The 21,895-nt window shown below is 60.5% G+C and carries 22 protein-coding genes; 9 read left to right on the plus strand and 13 right to left on the minus strand.

Annotated elements, in window-relative coordinates:
• Positions 1–9: 9 nt before the first annotated feature.
• From BM131_RS20250 to BM131_RS09770, 12 genes are all read right to left on the minus strand, one after another.
• Entirely contained in the window at positions 10–153 is a 144-nt protein-coding gene (locus BM131_RS20250; RefSeq protein WP_175499260.1) for a hypothetical protein, read from the minus strand.
• Positions 150–1,391 (minus strand): formate dehydrogenase subunit gamma, encoded by a 1,242-nt coding sequence (locus BM131_RS09720; RefSeq protein WP_090188940.1) that lies wholly within the window; start codon positions 1,389–1,391, stop codon positions 150–152. Before BM131_RS09720 ends, BM131_RS20250 begins: the two co-directional genes overlap by 4 nt.
• Positions 1,388–1,984: a formate dehydrogenase FDH3 subunit beta gene (fdh3B, locus tag BM131_RS09725; RefSeq protein ID WP_090188942.1), complete on the minus strand. Its 597-nt coding sequence runs from the start codon at positions 1,982–1,984 to the stop codon at positions 1,388–1,390. The genes BM131_RS09720 and fdh3B overlap by 4 nt, the downstream gene beginning before the upstream one ends.
• Positions 1,984–5,100: a formate dehydrogenase subunit alpha gene (locus BM131_RS09730; protein ID WP_245754200.1), complete on the minus strand. Its 3,117-nt coding sequence runs from the start codon at positions 5,098–5,100 to the stop codon at positions 1,984–1,986. The genes fdh3B and BM131_RS09730 overlap by 1 nt, the downstream gene beginning before the upstream one ends.
• A gap of 19 nt (positions 5,101–5,119) precedes the next feature.
• Positions 5,120–5,305 (minus strand): hypothetical protein, encoded by a 186-nt coding sequence (locus BM131_RS09735; RefSeq protein WP_090188944.1) that lies wholly within the window; start codon positions 5,303–5,305, stop codon positions 5,120–5,122.
• Positions 5,306–5,449: 144 nt separating this feature from the next.
• Entirely contained in the window at positions 5,450–6,559 is a 1,110-nt protein-coding gene (nagA, locus tag BM131_RS09740; RefSeq protein WP_090188945.1) for an N-acetylglucosamine-6-phosphate deacetylase, read from the minus strand.
• On the minus strand, positions 6,550–7,407 hold the full coding sequence (locus BM131_RS09745; RefSeq protein ID WP_090188947.1) for a glucosamine kinase nucleotide-binding domain-containing protein: 858 nt from the start codon (positions 7,405–7,407) through the stop codon (positions 6,550–6,552). The genes nagA and BM131_RS09745 overlap by 10 nt, the downstream gene beginning before the upstream one ends.
• A 68-nt stretch (positions 7,408–7,475) precedes the next feature.
• Complete coding sequence (locus BM131_RS09750; RefSeq protein WP_175499262.1) at positions 7,476–8,207, minus strand: SDR family NAD(P)-dependent oxidoreductase; 732 nt, start codon at positions 8,205–8,207, stop codon at positions 7,476–7,478.
• A complete protein-coding gene (locus tag BM131_RS09755; RefSeq protein WP_090188950.1) occupies positions 8,204–8,935 on the minus strand; it encodes an SDR family oxidoreductase in 732 nt (243 codons plus the stop codon). Before BM131_RS09755 ends, BM131_RS09750 begins: the two co-directional genes overlap by 4 nt.
• Positions 8,936–8,947: 12 nt before the next feature.
• The gene (locus tag BM131_RS09760; protein ID WP_090188951.1) at positions 8,948–10,729 is read right to left on the minus strand and encodes an IlvD/Edd family dehydratase; all 1,782 of its coding nucleotides are present in this window, start codon (positions 10,727–10,729) and stop codon (positions 8,948–8,950) included.
• Positions 10,730–10,895: 166 nt separating this feature from the next.
• Positions 10,896–11,804: an NAD(P)-dependent oxidoreductase gene (locus tag BM131_RS09765; protein ID WP_090188953.1), complete on the minus strand. Its 909-nt coding sequence runs from the start codon at positions 11,802–11,804 to the stop codon at positions 10,896–10,898.
• 27 nt (positions 11,805–11,831) lie between these two features.
• Positions 11,832–12,590 (minus strand): SDR family oxidoreductase, encoded by a 759-nt coding sequence (locus BM131_RS09770; protein ID WP_090188954.1) that lies wholly within the window; start codon positions 12,588–12,590, stop codon positions 11,832–11,834.
• A gap of 104 nt (positions 12,591–12,694) precedes the next feature.
• Between BM131_RS09770 and BM131_RS09775 the strand changes: the two genes are divergently transcribed.
• From BM131_RS09775 to denD, 3 genes are read left to right on the plus strand one after another with little or no spacing between them, the layout of a single operon-like run.
• Complete coding sequence (locus BM131_RS09775) at positions 12,695–13,735, plus strand: L-idonate 5-dehydrogenase (protein WP_090188956.1); 1,041 nt, start codon at positions 12,695–12,697, stop codon at positions 13,733–13,735.
• A complete protein-coding gene (locus BM131_RS09780; RefSeq protein ID WP_090188958.1) occupies positions 13,729–14,340 on the plus strand; it encodes a LysE family translocator in 612 nt (203 codons plus the stop codon). The genes BM131_RS09775 and BM131_RS09780 overlap by 7 nt, the downstream gene beginning before the upstream one ends.
• Positions 14,337–15,296 (plus strand): D-erythronate dehydrogenase, encoded by a 960-nt coding sequence (gene denD / locus BM131_RS09785; RefSeq protein ID WP_090188959.1) that lies wholly within the window; start codon positions 14,337–14,339, stop codon positions 15,294–15,296. The genes BM131_RS09780 and denD overlap by 4 nt, the downstream gene beginning before the upstream one ends.
• A gap of 98 nt (positions 15,297–15,394) precedes the next feature.
• Here the strand turns inward: denD and BM131_RS09790 are convergent, their stop codons facing one another.
• A complete protein-coding gene (locus tag BM131_RS09790) occupies positions 15,395–16,333 on the minus strand; it encodes a 2-hydroxyacid dehydrogenase (RefSeq protein WP_090188961.1) in 939 nt (312 codons plus the stop codon).
• Positions 16,334–16,469: 136 nt separating this feature from the next.
• Between BM131_RS09790 and BM131_RS09795 the strand changes: the two genes are divergently transcribed.
• The 6 genes from BM131_RS09795 to BM131_RS09820 all read left to right on the plus strand — a co-directional run bounded on the left by BM131_RS09795 (position 16,470) and on the right by BM131_RS09820 (position 21,726).
• The gene (locus tag BM131_RS09795; protein WP_090188962.1) at positions 16,470–17,663 is read left to right on the plus strand and encodes a glutathionylspermidine synthase family protein; all 1,194 of its coding nucleotides are present in this window, start codon (positions 16,470–16,472) and stop codon (positions 17,661–17,663) included.
• Positions 17,664–17,715: 52 nt separating this feature from the next.
• Positions 17,716–18,303 carry a DUF1190 domain-containing protein gene (locus BM131_RS09800; RefSeq protein ID WP_090188964.1) on the plus strand — a complete coding sequence of 196 codons (588 nt, stop codon included), beginning with the start codon at positions 17,716–17,718 and terminating at the stop codon, positions 18,301–18,303.
• Positions 18,304–18,477: 174 nt separating this feature from the next.
• Positions 18,478–19,014 carry a hypothetical protein gene (locus BM131_RS09805; RefSeq protein ID WP_139222611.1) on the plus strand — a complete coding sequence of 179 codons (537 nt, stop codon included), beginning with the start codon at positions 18,478–18,480 and terminating at the stop codon, positions 19,012–19,014.
• Between the two features lie 101 nt (positions 19,015–19,115).
• Positions 19,116–20,492, plus strand: coding sequence for an NAD-dependent succinate-semialdehyde dehydrogenase (locus BM131_RS09810; RefSeq protein ID WP_090188967.1), 1,377 nt, complete (start codon positions 19,116–19,118; stop codon positions 20,490–20,492).
• Complete coding sequence (locus tag BM131_RS09815; RefSeq protein WP_090188969.1) at positions 20,489–21,106, plus strand: glutathione S-transferase family protein; 618 nt, start codon at positions 20,489–20,491, stop codon at positions 21,104–21,106. The genes BM131_RS09810 and BM131_RS09815 overlap by 4 nt, the downstream gene beginning before the upstream one ends.
• 23 nt (positions 21,107–21,129) lie before the next feature.
• The gene (locus tag BM131_RS09820) at positions 21,130–21,726 is read left to right on the plus strand and encodes an SDR family oxidoreductase (protein ID WP_090189106.1); all 597 of its coding nucleotides are present in this window, start codon (positions 21,130–21,132) and stop codon (positions 21,724–21,726) included.
• Positions 21,727–21,895: the final 169 nt, after the last annotated feature.

Below are 21,895 nucleotides of genomic sequence, written 5' to 3' on the forward strand. Positions count from 1 at the left end.
TAAAACGCGTCAGTCGTTCGCCTGATATTCCTGAAGTTGAACATTAGGCCCAGCAAAGCGTTCAACCATTGTAACTGTGCCTGCCTGCATCGCAAAATATGTCAGCGTTGCCACAGCGATAGCTGCGAAGGCACCAGTAATAAAAGCGGTCATTCCGCAGGCCCTCCGTTGCGTCCTTCAAGCTCGTTTAGCCAGATTTCATGGTGTTCCTTGGCCCAATTCCGGTCCACCCGGCCGCCCCACATCGCCCAAAAGGCACCCTGCATCCCGACCGTCCCGATATAGATGTGGCCGATAAAAATCGCGATCAGCATGAGGCCGATGATGGCATGCACCAGCATGGCCCAAGACATCGTACCAAGGCTCGCCCAGTAGTAGGGAAACATCAGCGTCACACCGGACACGACCATCAGTGCGCCGCCCAAAACCGCCGACCAAAAGATCAGCTTTTGCCCCGCGTTGAACTTTTTCGCAGGCGGGTTTGGGCCGCCGTCAGTCGCCATGCCCCCCATGACGCTGAGCCATTTCAGGTCGCGCCATTCGGGAATGTTGCGGCCCATCCACATCACCGCCATCAGCAGGATACCTACAGCAAAGGACGGGAAAAACATCATGTGCCCCCAGGTCGAAATCCATCCGGCCCAGCCCAAAACCGTCTCTCCGAATGGCATCAACAGCGTTTTGCCATAGGCAATCGTCAGGCCCGTCAGCGCAAGGGCAATGAAGCTGATCGAGGTCATCCAGTGCACCGTGCGTTCAAACAAATTGAACCGTTTCACAGTGCGGTTGCTGCGCCCATGGGCAATTGGCACCCGGCCACGCACCGCCAAAATCAGCGCAAGCAAAAACCCCATACCAAGGATCGTCATCGCCCCCAGATGCACCGCCAGATCGGCCACACCAAGGCGCCAGTCGCGGGCAAAGGGACGCTCGAATAAGGCAGCGTTGGCATAGGGCAGCGACGAAATCCCCTCGGTCCGCTGCGCGGGTCGCAGCAAGGCGCCGGTGTCATCGCCATAGATCGACCAGCTTTGCGTCAGCTTTTCGCCGTCCGCCATCGGGTTGGTCGTCATCATCGTATCCGGCACGACGTTATAATCGGGCCGCTGTTGGTCAGGCGAAGGCCCAGTCGCGTAACGTTCGGCCTGAAACGTCGTGCGATCAGCCAATGCCTGTCCGGTCAGCAAAGCGCTTGGTGCGTCCTGCGGGCCCATCTGAGTGCCGTTATATTCCGTCATGCCCCACCGGATTTCAGGCACAGTGCGGGCGTCGCCGTCAAAAATCTCGTACACCTGCCAGACCAAGGCAATCGCCAGTAAAAACGCCACGATGGCACCCCCGATGCGATAGCGGACGAAGTCGCGCCCGTGGACAATTACCTCGTCGCTCATGCGCCATCCTCCGGGTAATAGGCGGTTTTCCAGCCCCAAGCGCCAGAGCCGAAGCCCCGTGCCACGACGCGTTCGCGGTAGATGTCGGCGATGACTTCGCCGTCGCCAGCCAGTAGGGCGCGGGTCGAACAGACCTCGGCGCAGATTGGCAATTTGCCTTCGGCAATACGGTTGCGGCCATATTTGGCAAACTCAGCGTCAGAGCCGTTCTCTTCTGGTCCGCCCGCACAATAGGTGCATTTGTCCATCGTGCCGCGCGTGCCGAACAGGGTGGCGCGCGGGAACTGCGGTGCGCCAAAGGGGCAAGCGTAAAAGCAGTAGCCGCAGCCGATACAGGTATCTTTGTTATGTAGCACGACGCCGATATCGGTCTGGTAAAGCGTGCTGACAGGGCAGACCGCAACGCAGGGCGCATCGGTGCAATGCATGCAGGAAATTGCGACGGATTTCTCGCCAGGTTGGCCATCGTCAATTGTTACAACGCGGCGGCGCACCATGCCCCAAGGCACCTCGTGTTCGTTCTTACAGACTGTCGCGCAGGCATTGCATTCGATGCAGCGGTCCGTGTCGCACAGGAATTTCAAACGTGCCATTAGACAGCCTCGATCCGGCAAAGCGTAGCCTTGGTTTCTTGCATTTGCGTCACGATATCATAGCCATAGGTCTGGATCGTGTTCGTCGCCTCGCCAAAGACATAGGGTTCTGTGCCTTCGGGATATTTCGACGTCAGGTCCTCGCCCATCCAGAAACCGGCAAAGTGGAACGGCAGGAACACGGTCCCCTCGCCCACCCGTTTGGTCACGAGCGCCTTCACTTTGATCCGCCCATTTGGTGACGCGACCCAGCAGTCGTTGCCATCGGTCACGCCAGCGCGGCCCGCATCGGCTGGATTAATCTCGACGAACATATGCTGCTGAAATTCGGCCAGCCACTTGTTTGACCGTGTCTCGTCGCCGCCGCCTTCAAATTCCACAAGTCGGCCAGAGGTCAGCTGGATCGGGAAATCTTTTGAGTAATCAACCTTCTGGATGCTTTCATACAGCACCGGCACACGCCATTTGCGCTGGTCTTCATAGGTAGCATATTCAGGCAGCAAATCGCGGCGGTTGGTCAGCAGCGGCTCTCGGTGCTTGGGGATCGGATCGGGGAAGGTCCAGACCACGCAGCGCGCCTTGCCGTTGCCATAGGGCGCAAGACCATGGGCAATCATCACGCGCTGGATGCCGCCGGACAGGTCCGTTTTCCAGTTCACCCGCTGGATTTTATCGCGCAGAGTTGCGTCGTCGGGGGCCTTTTCCTGCGGGTTATCCGCCAGATACGCCTTGATCGCTGTCAGCGCGTTGGCCGGATAGCTGCTGAAGTGTTCCGCAACCATCTGCTGGTCGCTGTTTAACGTATCGCCATCAGCGCCGCCCCAGCTTTCGTTGATATTGTCCGACCCGCCGGACTGCTGCTGCAAGGCCGCCAGCGTCAACTGATCCATCGCGATCTGCGCTTCATCTTCGGTCATGTTGAACATGTCATGTTTAAAGCGGTCAGCGCCGATGCTGATGATCATCAGCCGTTCTTTGGCGGTCAGCTCGTCAGACCAGCCAAGCGCATCCAGCATGCCAAGCGTGCCTTCGGGGTAGCCATCCTTGATCTCTGAATCGGCAGGAAAGCTGCCCTCAGCCAGCAGGTTCTCTCCGTCATGTTCAACACCCCAGCGCGCGCGGAACGGCAAGCCACCCTTGGCCACCGGCATCGTGGTGTCATACAGGATCGGCGTGCCGGGATGCTTGTCCTCAGGGTTGCCCCATGTTGGCCATGGCAGGCAGTAATAGTCGCCCAAAACAGGTTCAGACATGCCCTTGAGCGTGATGGAGTCAAACTTGTCCTGGTGCTGCATATGCAGCTTGAGCCGCTCTGGGCTTTGGCCAGTATAGCCGATCGACCAAGTGCCTTTGTTGATCTCGCGTAGCATATCCTCTGCGACGGGCTCTTTGTTCTGCACTTCGATATGCTTGAACATTTCGTCTGCAAACCCAAAGGCTTCGGCCAGCAGATAGGTGATCTCGTAGTCCGACTTCGCCTCGAACAGCGGATCGAACACCTTGTCACGCCATTGCAGCGACCTGCTAGAGTTCGTCACTGTTCCGTGGATTTCAGCGGTCGAGGATGCGGGCAGCAGGTACACGTTGTCCTGCTTGTTCGACATAATCGCGACCTGCGTCGGATGCGGGTCAATCACGCAAAGCACATCGACTTTATCCAGCGCCTCGCGCTGCTCTGGCCCGCGTGTGATAGAGTTTGCGGCATGGCCCCAGAACATCATCGCTTTGACCGGATTGGGTTGATCTAGGTTCTCTTTTGCCTCTAAAATCGCGTCCATATAACGCGACAACGGCATGCCTTCGGCCTGCATCAAATCCTTGGATGCGAAGCGGCTGACCATCCAATCATAATCCACATCCCAAACGCGGCACCAATGCTTCCAAGCGCCCTCGTCCAGCCCGTAATAGGCAGGCAGGCTATCACAAGACACGCCCATATCGGTCGCGCCCTGCACGTTGTCATGACCGCGAAAGATGTTGGCACCGCCACCCGATTTACCGATATTGCCCAGCACCAGTTGCAGGATCGACGCCGCGCGTGTCTTGGACGACCCTACCGTCGACTGCGTCAAACCCATGCACCAGATCAACGTGCCGGGGCGGTTTTCTGCCAACATCCGGGCCACGCGGGCCGTCTGTTCGGCGGGAATGCCCGAGACACGCTCGACCTCTTCCAGCGTCCATTTCTGAACTTCGTCACGGATCTGGTCCATGCCCCAGACACGGGCGTTGATGTAGTCTTTATCTTCCCAGCCTTGGGCGAAAATCTCGCGCACAAGACCCAGCATAAAGCCGATATCGGCGCCGGGGCGGATGCGGACATATTCGTCGGCGTGGGCCGCGGTGCGGGTAAAGCGCGGATCGACGACGATCATTTTGCCGCCATTTTCCTTGCCTGCCAGCACATGCAGCATCGACACCGGGTGCGCCTCGGCGGGGTTGCCGCCGATGATCAGGATGGATTTGGCGTTGCGGATGTCATTGAAGGTATTCGTCATCGCCCCGTAGCCATAGGTGTTCGCCACCCCGGCCACAGTCGTGGAATGGCAAATGCGCGCTTGGTGATCGACGTTGTTGGTGCCCCAAAAGGCAGCGAACTTGCGGAAAATATAGCTTTGCTCGTTCGAGTATTTTGCCGAACCTAGCCAATAGACGCTGTCAGGCCCGAACTCTTCGCGAATTCCCAGCAGCTTCTCGCCCAGCTCTGAAATCGCCTGATCCCAGCTGATGCGGGTCCATTCGCCAGCGACCTTTTTCATCGGGTATTTCAGGCGGCGATCACCGATTGCGATCTCTCGCATGGCCGCACCTTTGGCGCAGTGGGTGCCTTGATTGATGGGGCTTTCAAACGCGGGCTCTTGCCCGGTCCAGACGCCATTTTCGACCTCTGCCCAAAGCGAACACCCGACCGAGCAGAACTGGCAGATCGTCTTGTGATACGTCATGCCCAGCTTTGGCGGCATGGCACTTTGCGCCTGCGCGACGCGTCCGGCCGTTGTGGCCCCGATGGACCCTAGCGCCAAACCAGCAAGGCCAGAGTTGCGCAGAAAATCCCGGCGCGTCGTGCCCGTGCGCGGCGCGGGGGCGGTTATAGTGGTCGTGCGGCGGCGAAGCATCGCGGTCTTCCTCTTAGGGTCAGCTGCGGGCCAGCTTGTAATAGGTGGCGACGTGATCCGTCGTGTTAAACAGCGGCTGCTTTGGGTCTACGGGCGCGGGCTCTTGCACAGCAGCATTGGCCGTGCCCGCCAGCGCCAAACTGGCAGAGGCAAGCGGGACACCCGCAAGAAGGCGGCGGCGCATGGGATCGGGAGTATCGGTCATGGTGTTAACCTTGTCAGGACTAGACTTAGTTCTAGACCGGACGACGCGCGCAACAACCCTTGCGCCGATCACAACTTCTTACGGCCTTAACCTGCCGCAAGTTGCGCCGCTTTTTTCAGTGATCGCCTAGAAACTAGAAACCTGTCAAAGATCTAAGATACACGCCGTGCGTAAATCGGAACTGAAATGCACAACGTCGCAGGCCTGCCCGGCTACCAAGCGCCCCGCAGTTCCAGCCATACGCAGCACGCTGGCGGGGGCAGATGTTGCCATGGCAATTGCACGCTCGCACGTCACAGCGCCCTGCGCGACCATAAAGGCAATCGCCTGCGGCAGGCTTAAATCGGCGCCCGCCAAGGTGCCGTCCGCCAGCGTCAATTGACCTTTCGCACGTGTGATCAGACGGCCATTCAGCGCAAAGGCCGTCTGATCCGTGCCCGCAACCGCCATTGCGTCGGACACCAAAAACAACGCGCCCCGCGCCTTAGCCCGCACCGCCGCCCGCACGGCGGCAGGATGCACATGGATACCGTCAGCAATGATCCCCGCTGCCCCGTCCCCGTCAAGCGTCGCGCCGACAAGCCCCGGCGTGCGGTGGCCCAGTCCGCTCATGGCGTTGAACAGATGCGTTGTGCAGCGCGCGCCGGCGGCAAAGGCCGCCGCGCAGGTGTCGAAGTCCGCGTCCGAATGACCAAGCGAGACAATCACGCCTGCCGCCGTCAGCCGCGCAATCTGGTCCGGCGTGACCGTCTCTGCCGCGACCGTCACCATCAGGTTACGCAGCTCACCTGCGGCATCGCAAAGCTCGTTCAGGTCGCCCTGTGTCATCGGGCGGATCAGGCCGGCAGCATGGGCCCCTTTGCGGGCGACGCTAAGATGCGGCCCCTCTAGGTGCAGACCCAGCAGGCCAGACAATGAAACCCCGGCGGCAATCGCAGCGCGTGTCACATCGGGTGTGTCCGTAATCAGCGTCGGCAGCATCGCACTGGTGCCAAGTCTGCGGTGCGCGGCGATCATAGTACGCAGGGTATCTGCCGTCGGCGCATCGTTGAACATGACGCCCCCGCCGCCATTGACCTGCAAATCAACCAGCCCCGGTGCAAGGATGCCCGGCGGCATCGCCCGCACCTGCGCGCCCTTTGGCACCTGCGCTGCAATACCGCCGCAAACGCCGTCCTGTAACACAAGCACGGCAGCGGGATGCAACCGCGTGCCGTCATGCACGTCGCATCCTGTCAGCGCAATCAACCCCATGCGCCGCGCCGCGCCAGCAACAGCGCCCCGTCTAATGCGCTGCCCGCCGGATCAGAAAACTGCCGTCCTGCGCGCGCCATCCAAGGCCGCAATGCGTCACCCAGCCCGCCCGTCATCACCAGTGGCAAACTATCGTCATGGCCCAAGGCAAGCAGTGCCCGCTCTATCCACGTTGCCGCTTGCGCCATGATCGCGGCGGCTGCGGGATCGGCTTGCGCCGCCTCTGTCACAACCGGGGCCAACGCACCATAATCCGCCGGCCGCGCCGCCCCGGCAAAATCCACGATGGCATCCGTATCGCCATCCCAGCGCGCCAATACCGCCTGCGCCATTGGCCCCATCGACTGCATATCATCCACCGCTTCCAAGGTCGCGCTGAGCCCCGCACGCCCGACCCAGGCCGCGCTGGCGTGATCGGATAGCTGCAAGCCCCAACCGCCGACGGCCCGCACTATGCCGCCGCGCGCAATACCGACAAAGCTCCCTGTCCCCAGCGCGGCGACAGCGCCATCCCGGTCCCCCAGCGCGCCAGCGATCATCGAAGGGCGATCCTCTGTCACTGTGCAGCGTAGCAGTCCCAGCCGTGCTGTCATATCCTGCGCCTGGCACGGCTTTCGCATCCCGGCGAGCCCCAGAAAGCCCCCAGCGACATGGTTCATATCGGCACTTACAGCATCCATCGCCTGCGCAATTGCATCCGCAATATTGCTACAGGCACCATCAAAATCGCTCGTCGCGTTGGCGGGCCCGCCATGCCCCGTTCCAACGATGCGGCCCTGCGCATCGCACAGCGCCGCACGGCAGCCACTGCCGCCGCCGTCCACCCCAAGGCAGAGATTCTGTTTCACGCCTGCCGCCTCGCTTTTACACTACCGCGTATTTTGCGGCAGCGGCGCGGTGCGCACAAGCCCGCGCGTTAATACGTGGCGCGCCCGCCGGACAGATCGAACACTGCGCCTGTGGTGAAAGAGTTCTCTGGCGATACCGCCCAGACGATCATCTTGGCGGCCTCTGCCACCTCTAGAAACCGGCCGCGCGGGATCTTGGACAGCATATAGTCGATATGCTCTTGGCTCATCTGATCGAAAATCCGCGTGCGCGCGGCGGCGGGCGTGATGCAATTGACCGCGATATCCAGCGTTGCCAGTTCTTTACCCAGCGATTTCGTCAAGGCAATGACGCCCGCCTTGGACGCAGAATAGGCGCAGGCGTTGGGGTTGCCTTCTTTGCCCGCGATGCTGGCGACGTTTAGGATGCGCCCGTAACCCGCCGCCTTCATCCCCGGCACCACGGTGCGGTTGACGTTAAAGGTACCCGTCAAATTGACGTCGATCACCTTTTGCCACGCCGCCGGATCGTAGCTTTCAACAGGCGCGTTCGGCCCCGCGATCCCGGCAGAATTCACGCAGATCAGCGGAACACCAACCGCGTCGCAGGTTGCAGCATATGCCGCCTGCACACTGAACAGATCGGTGATGTCACAACTGATCGCTGTGCCGCCAAGCCCCTCCATCGCGGCGATGTTCGCCGCATCCATGTCCCAGCTGACAACGCGCACGCCGCGCGCGGTCAGCGCTTGCGCCACGGCATATCCGATGCCCTGCGCAGCCCCCGTGACGACGGCAATTTGACCCTGCATTTCCATCATCCGCGCCCGATAAAGGGCATGGCGCTGGCCATCACCGTCATGAATTGCACGTTTGCGTCCAGCGGCAGTTGCGCCATGTGCAGCACGGAAGACGCCACATGCGCCACGTCCATCACCGGCTCGACCGCCATGCTGCCATCCGCCTGCGGCACGCCCTTGGTCATCGCCACCGCCATATCCGTCAGCGCATTGCCAATATCGATTTGCCCGCAGGCGATGTTGAACGCGCGCCCGTCAAGCGACAACGTCCGCGTCAGCCCGGTAATCGCATGTTTGCTCAGCGTATAAGGTGCCGATCCCCAGCGCGGCACAGAGGCCGAAACGCTGCCGTTATTTATGATGCGCCCGCCTTGCGGGTCCTGCTTGCGCATGATGCCAAAGGCCGCCCGCGCCGCGATCACGGCCCCCATAACGTTCACGTCGATTAGGTTTCGAATGTCATCCACGGCCAGCTCGTCAATCGGCGCGCCTTTCAGGCTGACGCCTGCGTTGTTGAACAGCGCATCAATCCGGCCCCAAGCCGCCAGCGCCTTGCCGAAGGCTGCATCAACGGCCGCCGCGTCAGTCACGTCGCAGGGCAAGACCAGCGCGTTGCTGTCGCCCTTTGTCTGGGTCAAAGGTGCGCTTCTGCGGCCCACAAGACCCACATCCCAGCCCGCCGCGATAAACGCCTGCGCCGTCGCCCGGCCCACGCCAGAGCCTGCGCCCGTAATGATAATGCTTGGCATGTAAACTCCCCCTTAGTGATTGTCGCGCGGCAGATCATGGGCGATCCGCTGATAGGCCGTCGCCAGTTCCAGACAGCCGCCCTGGGCCAACTGCCCCACATGTTTGCGGTAGATTTCTTGCCAAGGCGTCTGGTGATGCAGGACCGGTTCCACCCAATCAGCGCGTCGCTGCGCCCATTCGGCGTCATCAACCAGCGCGTCCAGACGGCTTTCATTCAGGTCCAGTCGTACCCGGTCACCGGTTTGAAGCAGCGCAAGGCCCCCGCCAACAACCGCCTCTGGCGAGGCGTTTAGAATCGACGGGCTTTCAGACGTGCCGCTTTGGCGCCCATCCCCGACAGTCGGAAGATGGTTAATACCCTGCCGGATCAGCGCATCAGGCGGCTGCATATTCACCACTTCGGCGCTGCCGGGGTAACCGACGCAACCAACACCGCGAATGAATAAAACCGTCTCGGCGTCGATCCCCAGATCGGTATCGTTGATCCGGTCATGGTAATCCTCCGGCCCCTCAAACACGACGGCGCGGCCTTCGAAAATCCCCTCTGCCCCCGGCGTCGACAAATAGCGCGCGCGAAAATCAGGAGAGATCACAGAGGTCTTCATAAGGGCGCTATCAAACAGGTTGCCCGACAGAACAAGGAACCCCGCCTTTGTCCGCATCGGATCGCTCACAGGGCGGATCACGTCCAGATCCTCGCTCTCGATCCCGGCCAATGCATCGCCCACCGTTTGGCCGCTGGCGGTCATCGCGCCCATATGCAGCATCCCGGCTTTGGCCAACTCGCCCATCACCGCAGGCACACCGCCCGCGCGGAAAAAGCTCTCTCCTAGGTATTCGCCGGCAGGCTGCATGTTCACCAAAAGCGGCGCGTCAAAGCCGACGGTTTCCCAATCCTTCACGTCCAGCGCCACGCCCACATGCCGCGCAATCGCGGCCAGATGCGGCGGCGCATTGGTGGAACCGCCAATGGCGGTATTCACGACAATTGCGTTTTCAAAGGCTTCGCGCGTCATGATGTCCGACGGCTTTAGATCATCCAGCACCATCTGCACGATGCGCTTTCCGGTCTCATAGGCCATGTTCATCCGCTCGCGGAACGGCGCGGGAATGGCGGACGATCCGGTCAAGGTCATGCCCAAGGCTTCTGCCATCGCGTTCATCGTGCTTGCGGTGCCCATCGTGTTGCAATGCCCCAGCGACGGGGCAGAGGCGCAGGCGCGCTTCATGAACTCGGGATAATCAATCTTACCTTCCGCCAGCAATCGGCGGCTTTCCCAGATGATCGTGCCGGATCCTGCGCGCTTGCCTTTCCACCAGCCGTCCAGCATCGGCCCGCCATTCAGCGCAATCGCAGGTAGGTCCAGCGTTGCCGCCCCCATCAGCATCGCCGGAGTCGTCTTGTCACAGCCCGTCGTGAGCACGACGCCGTCGATGGGATAGCCGTGCAGCACCTCGACCAAGGACAAATAGGCAAGGTTGCGGTCCAGCGCCGCTGTCGGGCGTTTGCCGGTCTCTTGAATAGGGTGAACCGGAAATTCCATCGGAATCCCGCCGCCGTCGCGAATGCCCGCCTTGATCCGGTCGGCGAGGAAGACGTGAATCTTGTTGCAGGGGGCCAGATCGCTACCGGTCTGGGCAATACCGATAATCGGGCGGTCCGCTTGCAGCTCTTCCGCGCTGAACGTGCCGTTCTGATACTTTTCCAGATACAGCGCCGTCATCCCCGGATTGTTCGGATTATCAAACCACTCCTGCGACCGGAACCGCTTGTTTGCGCGTGTATCTGTCATGGCTTCACCTCTTCCCCAGATGTCTGTTTGCAAGCTGTCAATTTGGTATACCAAATGCAAGCGTAATTCGCGCAGCCCGCGCCCGCCCCTTTTTCTCGTCAGAAATATCCCGGGGCACGGCGCACAGCGCCGGGGGCTGGCCCCAAGATTTTTCGCAGAAAAATCGTTACTTCTTTGCCTCGGCCGCCATATCGAGCCCATTCAATGCCCCGACCCTATCCGTGATCGAGGGCACAAAATCAGCACCGTGACCCGACGCTTCGGCCTGCGCGAAAAACTGCTTTGCAGCAGAGGCCATGATCGTCGTCAGCCCCGCCGCATCCGCCATCGCCCCGACGTATCGCAGGTCTTTGGCCCCATTGGCGATGGTGAACTTGTGCACCTCTTCGCGGTCAACGGCATATGTCATGAAGCTTTCGAAGAACCCGTTGGTCAAACGGCTGCTCCCGATCACTTGCCGCACCTTGGCTGGCGGGATGCCCACTGCCGCACCCAGCACCGTGACCTCGGCATAGAGCGACGCATAGCCCATAGATATAAAGTTCATCAGCAGCTTCATCTTGTGCCCGGTCCCGGGCCCGCCAACATGACTGATATTCCCCGCCCAGCATTCAATCACAGGCAACACCTGCGCAAACACGGCCTCATCCGCGCCAACCATGGCGTCGAGCGTGCCAGCCTCAGCCTCTTTCGGCGTGCGTCCCAGCGGCGCATCAACCAGCGTGCCGCCCTTCGCCGCCAACGCCTCCGCCAGCTTGGCGGTGGACACCGGATCAGCCGTCGTCGTGTCGATCACGATCAAGCCGTCGCGCGCCCCTGCCAAAATCCCGTCTGGTCCGTCAAAGACCGCCTCGACCTGCGGCGAGTTACTTAGGCACAGGTGGATGATATCGCAGACCTGCGCCATCTCGCGCGCAGTGGCGACCTCGGTCGCGCCCATGCCGATCAAGCTGTCGATTGGCGCGCGATTGCGATTGCCTTTGACCCACAACGGGTAACCTTTTTGCACTAGGTTCTTAGCCATCCCGTGACCCATGTATCCCAGGCCAATAAACCCGATCTTTGGCTTACTCATTGCTCATCCTCCCTCGAAATCCGGCGCTTACAGGCTCGCCGTAATGCCGCCATCCACGAAAATCGTTTGTCCGTTTACAAAGCTGCTGGCCTTGGACGACAGGAATATTGCCGCGCCGACCAGCTCTTCGACCTTGCCCCAACGCCCGGCAGGCGTGCGCTTTTCCAGCCAAGCGCTAAAGTCTGCATCCGCCACCAGCGCCGCATTCAACGGCGTGTCGAAATAGCCGGGCGCGATCGCGTTGCAGTTCAGACCGTGCTTGGCCCAATCTGTCGCCATCCCCTTTGTCAGGTTCGCAATCGCCCCCTTTGACGCGGTGTAGGGTGCGATCCCGGGCCGCGCCAAAGCTGTCTGTACAGAGGCGATATTGATGATCCGCCCGGCGCCGCGGGCAATCATATGCCGCCCCACGGCCTGCCCGACATAAAACGCTGAATTCACATTGGTCCGCATCAGGCGGTCAAAAGCGTCAACTTCGAAATCTTCCAGCGGGCCGCGATGCTGCATCCCGGCGTTGTTAATCAGAATGTCGATGGGCCGCTCTTGTTCGTAACCGTCAACCGCGGCCTTTACCGCCGCCGCGTCCGTGACGTCGAACACTAGCGTATCAACTGCGAACCCTTCGCCGCGCAGCACCTGCGCTGCTTCGGCCAGCCGGCCTGCGTCCCGCGCATTCAGGACGATCCGCGCCCCCGCTTGTGCCAACCCGCGTGCCAGTGCAAAACCGATCCCCAATGAGGATCCAGTGACCAGCGCGGTGCGCCCGGTCAGATCAAACAATTCCATGGGACCTCCCCCGATTCATATCATTTGGCGCGCTTGACAACGCGTCGTCAAACCGCCTTGATGAAATGGTATACCATTATTTCCCCGATGCAAGGACGGCCCCCATGCCCCGCGCCCTCTTCGCCCACGCGGCCCGCGACCTGCGCTTGACTGACACCCCGGACGCCGCCCCCGGCCCGGGACAAGTGCGCATTGCCATGAAACGCGGGGGGATCTGCGGGTCCGATCTGCATTATTTCAACCACGGCGGCTTTGGCGCGATCAAACTGCGCGAACCGATGATTTTGGGGCACGAGGTCGCTGGCGAAGTGGCAGAGCTTGGCCCTGATGTGACCGGCCTTACCGTTGGCGATCTCGTCGCCGTCTCGCCCTCTCGGCCCTGCCGCGCTTGTACCGAATGCCTGCGGGGATTGCCCAATCAGTGCCTGAATATGCGGTTCTATGGCTCCGCTATGCCCTTTCCCCATATCCAAGGGGCCTTTCGCGACACCCTGATCGCCGATGCCGCACAATGCGTCCGCGCCACGGGGCAAGACGCCTCTCAAGCTGCCATGGCCGAACCTCTCGCCGTTGCGCTTCACGCGATCAGCCGCGCGGGCGACATGCTGGGCAAGCGCGTGCTGGTCACCGGCTGTGGCCCGATTGGCAACCTCGTGATCCTTGCTGCGCGCCGCGCCGGCGCAGCGCAGATCATCGCCACAGACATCACTGAGCCGGTGCTGGCCATCGCCCGCCAATGCGGCGCCGATGTGACCTTGAACACGGCGGCAGACCCCGATGCGCTGGCCCCTTACAGCACGGGCAAAGGGACGCTGGACGTGCTCTTCGAATGTTCCGGCGCGCAGCCTGCCCTGACCTCTGGCATCGCGACCCTGCGACCGCGCGGCAAGATCGTGCAGCTTGGCCTGTCCGGCGACATGAGCTTGCCGATGATGATGATCACGGCCCGCGAGCTGTCTCTGATGGGATCATTCCGCTTTCATGACGCCTTTGCGCTGGCGGTCAAGATGATGCAGGACGGGTTGATAGACACCGCGCCCCTGCTGACCCACAGCTTCCCGCTCGCCGACTTCCAAGAGGCGTTTGCCATAGCGAACGACCGGACCCGCGCCATGAAGGTGCAACTGGTCTTCGGCCAATGCTGACCTTTGCCGCCGCGGTCCTGTTCTTGGTCGGCACCCCCGGTCCGGGCGTCCTGTCGACCGCTGGCGTTGGCGCTGGCTTCGGCTTTCGCGCTGGCCTGCGGTACTTGACCGGGCTGTTTATCGGCACCAACCTTGTGCTTCTGGCGGTTATCACTGGCCTAGCCGCATTGATCCTCGCTGTGCCGTCCCTGCGCTACCTGCTGATGGCCGCCTCGCTGGGTTACCTGATCTACCTCGCGGCCAAAATTGCCTTTGCCGGATCGCGCATCGCCTTCATCACCGCAGACCGCGCGCCCGGCACCCGGTCCGGCATCGCGCTGCAACTGATCAATCCGAAGGCCTACGCCGTCAACACGACCCTGATGGCGAATTTCGCCTACGCCCCCGAAAACCTGATGTTCGAGACGGCATCGAAGCTCCTCATCATGAACCTGATCTGGATCCCGATCCATCTGGTCTGGCTTTACGCAGGTGCCAGCCTGCATCGCCTGAACCTGACAACGCGCACGCAGCGCCGCATCAACGGCGTTATGGCCGCAGCGATGCTGGCCGTCGTCATCCTCGCCCTCGTGGCAAACCTAAACCAAAGCGGAGCGACCCCATGAATATCCTCATCATCGGCGGCGGCGGCCTGATCGGTCAAAAACTAGCGCGCGCCTTGGCACAAAACGGCACCCTGCGCGGGGTGCCGATCACCCAGTTGACACTAGCCGATATAAACGACCCGGCCCCCATCGACGCGCCATTTCCCGTCGCCACCGCGCGCTGCGATATTGCCGATCCGGCATCCGTCGCCGCGACCGTCACCGACAAAATCGACGTGATCTACCTGCTTGCCGCCATCGTGTCGTCCCATGCAGAGGAAGACTTTGACGCCGGCATGTCCATCAACCTGTTCGGCACATACAACGTGCTGGAACGCTGCCGCATCCTTGGCACAAAGCCAGTTGTCGTCTTCACCTCTTCCATCGCGATCTATGGCGGCGAAGCGGTCGATCCGCTGGGCGATCACAGCTACCCGAACCCGCAAACCTCTTACGGCGCACAAAAGGCCATCGGGGAAATCCTGATCAACGACTACACGCGCAAGGGCTTTATCGACGGCCGCGCCTTCCGCTTGCCGACAATCTCCGTCCGGCCCGGCAAACCCAACCGTGCGGCATCCGGCTTCATGTCCTCCATCCTGCGCGAGCCGCTGAACGGCCAACGTGCGACTTGTCCCGTCGCGGCGGATTTCGAACACTACTACCTGTCACCGCGCAAATGCATCGAAAACCTGATCAAAGGCGCAAACCTTGACGCGGCTGACCTTGGCCAGAACCGCGTTATGCAGATGCCCGGCCGGACGTGGAGCATCGGGCAAATGATCGCCGCTATGACCGAGGTCGCAGGCCCCGGTCCAGCCACGCTGATCGACTGGACTCCGCAGCCGGACGTGCAGCGCATCGTGTCGGGCTGGCGCTGGGACATCCACGCCGAAAAGGCAAAGCGCCTTGGTCTGACCGCCGACGACAGCTTTCAAGACAACATCCGCCACTATCTGACCGACGATAAGCCGTAAGTCTTCTTCTGGTCAAAAATACCTCGGGGGGAAGGCGAAGCCGGGGGGCAGAGCCCCCCTCTTCCTTCATAACTTTCGTCAAAAGCTGCCTAAACCGCTCAGTTCACCGGTGTCAGCAGTGCCGCACCCTTCAGCTGCGCGGCGACGTTGTCGCGCTGCAACTGCGCCATCGCCGCGCGGGTCTGCACCGTGCCAGAGCCTTGATGCGGTTGCAGTACGACATTTTCCAAGGTCAGGAACCGCGGGTTGACCTGCGGCTCTCCAACAAACACATCCAGCCCGGCGCCTGCGATTGCGCCGCTTTCCAGCGCGTCCAGCAGCGCCTCTTCGTCGATCACCGATCCCCTAGAAATGTTGACGATCACGCCCTTCGGCCCCAGCGCGGCAATCACGTCGGCAGAGACGTATTTCTCTGTCGCGGGTCCGCCGACCAAAGCGACAAACATAAAGTCCACTGCCTTTGCCAGTTCCACCGGGTCCGCGTGATAGGTCCAGCCGGGCGTGTCTTTTTCACTGCGTGCGTGATAGTGGATGTCCATCTTGAACGCCGCCAAGCGGTCGGCAATATCGCGCCCGATCCGGCCCATGCCCATGATCCCGGCCGTCCCGTCAGACAGTTTTCGATTCAATGGCACCGGCCCGTTTTTGGCCCAGTCGCCGCTGCGTACATGCGCCTCTGCCGCGCGCATCTGGCGCCCTTGCATCAGCCACATCGCAACGGCCAAATCTGCCACGTCATCGTTCAGCACGTCCGGCGTATTCGTGACCTTAATCCCGCGCGCATCAGCTGCGGCGACGTCGATCGCGTCATAGCCAACGCCGTAATTGGCAACCAGTTTCAGCCCCGGTAGCAGATCCATCTGCGCCGCGCCAAAAGCGTGATGGCCCATATAGGCAACCGCAGTGATCCCGGCGCGCACATCAGCGTCCAAGTCGGCCAAACCAGTTGGCCCGTCCAGCACGGTGGCATCGAAAGCATCGACCAGCGCGGCGCGGTCTGCAGAGTTATAGGGGCCGATGGCCAGCGTCTGTGTCATGGAAAAACCTCTGGTAAAATGGTATACCATCGGTGGCAGGACATCGCTGCGCTGTCAACTCTGACCGCATGCCTTGGGTTCGGACCATTTAGCGCTTAGATGGCATCTGAGCACTGACCATATAGAAAGCCGCACCATGAAACGCATCGCCCTTGGCGCACGCCCCGACCTTGCGCAAAAGGCCAAAGACGCTGGTTTCACGTTTCATGCCATGTATGGCGAGCCTTATTGGGACGAGGACACGGCCTATGCCTTTAGGCTGCCCCAAGTCGAAAACGATATCGAGGACCCCGCGACCGAATTGCACGCCATGTGCCGCGAAGCGGCCGCGCATATCATCGCATCCGAAGAGCTGATGGAACGCCTTGCCATCCCGCGCGCGCATTGGGATTTGGTCGCTGACAGCTGGCACACCGCCCAGCCAGAACTTTATGGCCGTTTCGATCTGATCTACGACGGCACTGGCCCCGCCAAGATGATCGAATACAACGCCGACACCCCGACTGCTTTGTTTGAAAGCGCGTCGTTCCAGTGGGACTGGCTAGAGGACATGGTCGCCAGCGGCAGCTTGCCTGCGGGCAGCGACCAGTTCAACGGCATCTTCGAGGCGCTGACCGCCCGCTTTGCGCATCTCTACCCCAAAGACACAAACATCCACTTCACCGCCGTGCAAGAGCTGATCGAAGACTATGCCACCGTCGAAACGATGGCCTACGCGGCCCGCGCCGCTGAAATGGGCGCGCATTTTGTCGATCTGGCGCAGATTGGCGTCACGGATGCGGGCCAGTTCGCCGATGCCGACTCCCGCGTGATCGGCAAATTGTTCAAGCTTTATCCGTGGGAAGACCTGCTGCGCGACGATTTCGCGGATCACCTCGCCACCTCTGGCTGCCAATTCATCGAACCTGCGTGGAAGGCGACCGTATCAAACAAGGGCTTGCTGCCCGTGCTGTGGCGCATGTTTGAAGGCCACCCCAACCTGCTGCCCAGCTTTTTCGCGGACGAGGTTGCAGCAGGCACTGATGCTGTGCAGCGCGCGCAAGACGTCCTGTCCCAAGGCACCGTCACCAAGCCAATCTTTGGCCGCGAAGGGGCGAGCGTGACCATCCAGCGCGGCGATCAGATCATCGAGAAATCGACCGATCAGGACTACGCTGACTACCCGATGATCGTTCAAGCCTATGCGGAAATGCCCAATTTCGATGGCTTCCACCCGATTATTGGCGCGTGGATTGTGGGACAAACTTGCGTTGGCATGGGTCTGCGCGAAGACCAATCGCGGATCACGCAAAACCTAAGCCGGTTCAAACCGCATTTCATTCAGCCGTAAAGCGACCTATATCACCTCGGGACACAGACCGAGCGAGCAGAGGATAAACATCATGACGCCAGCACGCGCTTTGAAACGATCACGCATCATGCCCGCCATCTTGATTGGTGCCTCGGCCTTTGCGCTGGCGGCCTGCCAAGACGAGCAGGTCGACGCGAATGCATTCCCAGATTTGGCGTCCTGTGAAGAGGCCGCCAAGGATGGCACGCAGATCTTTACCGTCGAGGATTGCGATACCGCTTTCGCTGAGGCGCTGACCGAATACGAACGCACCGCACCGCGCTATGACGAACTTGCCTTGTGCGAAGAGCAGCATGGCGGCGAATGCGTCGCGCAGCAGTCCAGCAGCGGCGGGTCGATGTTCATGCCCCTGATGGCTGGCTATTTGATGGGCAGCATGCTGAGCAACAATCGCGCACAGACCCAGCCGCTATATCGCGATTCCGCTGGCAAATACGCGACCGCATCGGGGGGCACCGTGCTGAACGGCAACAAGGGCAGCGCCAAGATGTCCGCGTCAAACTTTCGCCCCGCAGCGGCCGCCTCTGCGCCGATGTCACGCGCGTCGGTCAAGGCGACAGGCGGGTTCGGATCGTCGCGCACAAGCTCCTTTTCCAACAGCCGTAGCTTTGGCGGCTGATACTGCCCTGCATTCGGCTACCTATGGCCCGGGGCAGTTTTTGGACGAGTGGTCATTTAGCGCCTGACAAAAAAGACAGCCTTTTCGTCGTTTTTCAAAGCTTTGCTGCGTTCTGCATATTCTCTGCACATCCAGGCCTTATCGGGTCTTGGATAGCAGCATTGGATGATGACGATGACACAGCAACAAATCGCACCCAGTCTTTTTGGCACGATCAAAGCAGCGGTGGCATGCGACGACATCCACCAAGCCTGCCAGATCGTCCAGAAACTGCTTGGCGTTTGCCACGGCGGACTTTCGGGCATTCATTTTCCAGAGCTTAGCGATGCGCCTGCACCCCAAGGCGCGCCGTGGTGCAAGATGGGCGCGAGCGATCGTTTTGACCGCATGGTGGACTATATCACTGCGGAAATCGACGTTATGGATCGCACCCTTGGCGGTGAAACCCTATCCATTCGCGGCTTTAGGCAATTGCGTACTGGAACAGACAGCATAGCGCTGGCTCATCGGTTCCCGCAGGGGAGTGTTTGGCGCATCACAGCAGATGATGGCGCATCGATCCCGCGACCCGGTGATCGCGTCCGCGTGGACCACCTTGATGTTGATGGCGAAACGGTACTGTTTGCTGCGGAATATGATTGGTCCAGCTTCAGTCCAAATGCCCTGATGGCCCGGGTCGCCGCGACCTATGGTGCGCTGACTTTCGGCTAAAGCTTCAGTATTCTTACGATTTCGTGACACGCGCCCCGCGCGGTATCCGGAACTTACCAGCCAGCCGCATCGTTCCTTTAGCAATTACTGAAGGAGACGTCATGTCTACGATCACAACAACCAATCCCGCCACCGGCGAAACCATCGCGACCTACCCCCTGATGTCCGAAGGCGAAGCAACCGCAAAGCTGGAAGCCTCTCACGCTGCATTTCTGGAATGGCGCAAGCTGTCCCACGCCGAACGCGCGCCCTATCTAAACAAAATCGCCCAAAAACTGCGCGACAACGCGGACGAGCTGGCCGCGCTGATGACGCAAGAAACCGGCAAGCTGCTAATCGACGGCCAGCGTGAAGTTGAAATCTGCGCCGCCATCTTTGAATACACCGCCAAGAACGGCCCGGACGCGCTGGCAGACGAAGACCGCACTTATGGCAAAGACGGCAAACGCGGCGTTGTCAGCTATCAGCCGCTTGGCGTGATCTATTCGATCCAACCGTGGAATTTTCCGCTTTATCAGCCGGTCCGCGTGCTTGCCGCCAACCTGATGACGGGCAACGGCTGCGTGCTGAAGCACGCCAGCATCTGCACCGGATCGGGCCTGCGCCTGCGCGAGCTATGCATCGAGGCGGGCCTGCCAGAGGATCTGTTTCAAGTCATCCTGATCGACCATGACACCAGCGACAAATTGATCGCGCACCCACTGGTCCGCGGCGTGACGCTGACCGGTAGCGACGGCGCAGGTCGCCACGTCGGCGCAGTCGCCGCCAAAGCGCTGAAAAAGACAGTGTTGGAACTGGGCTCGAACGACGCCTATCTGGTGCTAGAAGACGCAGATATTGAAACGGCGGTGAAGTTTTCGGTCATGGGCCGCCTTTATAACAACGGTGAAACTTGCGTGGCGGCCAAGCGGTTTATCGTGACAGATAAGGTCTATGACGCCTTTGTTTCCGCCTTTGTCGATCAGATGAAAGCAATCAAGCTGGGCGATCCAACCGCCAAAGAAAGCCAGCTTGGACCGCTGTCCAGCGAGGATCAGTTCAAGACGGTCAAGGATCAAGTAGACGACAGCATTGCCAAAGGTGCTCAGGCGCTTTGCGGCGGCGAGGCTCCCGACCGCACAGGTGCCTACTACCCTGCCACCGTACTTGTCGACGTTGCCCCCGGCATGCCTGCTTATGATGATGAATTCTTTGGCCCCGTCGCAGCCGTGATCCGGGCGAAAGATGACGCTGACGCCATGCGCATCGCCAATGAAAGCCGTTATGGCCTTGGCGGCGGGATCTTCTCTAAGGACGAGGACCGCGCGCTAAAGCTGGCCCGCGATCATTTTGAGACGGGAATGATCCGCATCAACTCTTATGGGGCTGCCGATCCGAACATGCCCTTCGGCGGCGTCAAAGACTCGGGGTATGGCCGCGAACACGGCGGCTTTGGCATGAAGGAATTCGTCAACGTGAAAGCGATTTATCTGCCATGATCACCCTACATGCCCTGAAATACTCCCGCGCGACCCGCGTGCTATGGCTGCTCGATGACCTTGGGCAGCCATGCAACCGGATCGATTATGACCGCACCGAAGAATTTCGTGCGCCGCCCGATCTGTCCAAGGTTCACCCCTTGGGCAAGTCGCCGGTGATCGTCGACGACGGTGACATGATTGCGGAATCCGCCACGATCCTGCGGTATCTGGCGGCAAAGTTTGACGATGACACCCACACGCCGCCAAAGGGCACAGCTGACTATTGGCACCACGAGGCGCTATTCGACTATGTCGAAGCCTCTTTCGCCGAAGTCGCCCTGCAAGCAATCATGCCCGCGTTTCAAGGCAAGCCCGTGCCGGATCAAGCAAAGGCTGCGCTGGACAAACACCTAAACTACATCACGCAGGCCATTGGCGATGGCCCGCTACTGTTTGGCGAAAAGGCCATGCTGGCCGATATCCAGATGTCCTACATCATCGCCTTGCTTGCGCGACTAAACCTGCTGAATGACCACCCTCGGATCGCGGCCTATTGGGACGCGCTGCAACAGCAGCCCGGCTACATCGCCGCGACACGCTCTGCCGGGCCAATGGCCCCGCCAGCGGAATGACACAGAAGGAAAACACAATGACTATGAATATTCTTATCGCCGGTGCGACCGGCAAAACCGGCCTGCTACTAACCCAAGACCTGCTGGACCACGGACATACCGTCACCGCGCTGGTGCGCGAAAGCTCTGACACGTCGGACCTGCCCGAACGCACGGCCCTGCGCCAAGGCGACCTGAATGACCTGCAAGAAGGCGTTTGCGACGGCGCAGATGTCGTGATCTTCGCCGCAGGCTCTGGCGGTAAAACGGGACCGGACATGACCGACAAGGTCGACCGGGACGGCGCGAAACGTTTGATTGATCTGGCGAAACAGGCCGGCGCGTCCCGCTTTGTGATGCTAAGCTCTGTTGGTGCAGACCAAGAAAATCCGTCGGGCGATCTCGCACATTATCTGAAGGCCAAACACGAAGCCGATGAACACCTAAAGGCGTCTGGCCTGACCTTTGCGATCATTCGCCCCGTCGCACTGACCGACGATGATCCCAGCGGCGACGTCATCCTTGGCGAGAAAGTTGATGTTTCGGCCAAGGCCGCACGTGCAGACGTTGCAGCCGTACTGGCCGACGCCGCAATGACCGGCACCTTTGACGGCCAAGCGTTGAACATGCAATCAGCTTAACCCCTGACTACGCCCGGTGCCCCGCACCGGGCATAGTCATCCCGATACAGTGTATCAAATATCAGACTGATCCGGAAAAATGCGTATGTTTTGAAAGTTACAGACGCAAAGCCGCCAACATCTTGCCGCAAACCACTGATACTGAACCCGAAGGCTGCGGTGCGAACCT

The organism is Loktanella salsilacus, from assembly GCF_900114485.1.
GTDB lineage: Bacteria > Pseudomonadota > Alphaproteobacteria > Rhodobacterales > Rhodobacteraceae > Loktanella > Loktanella salsilacus.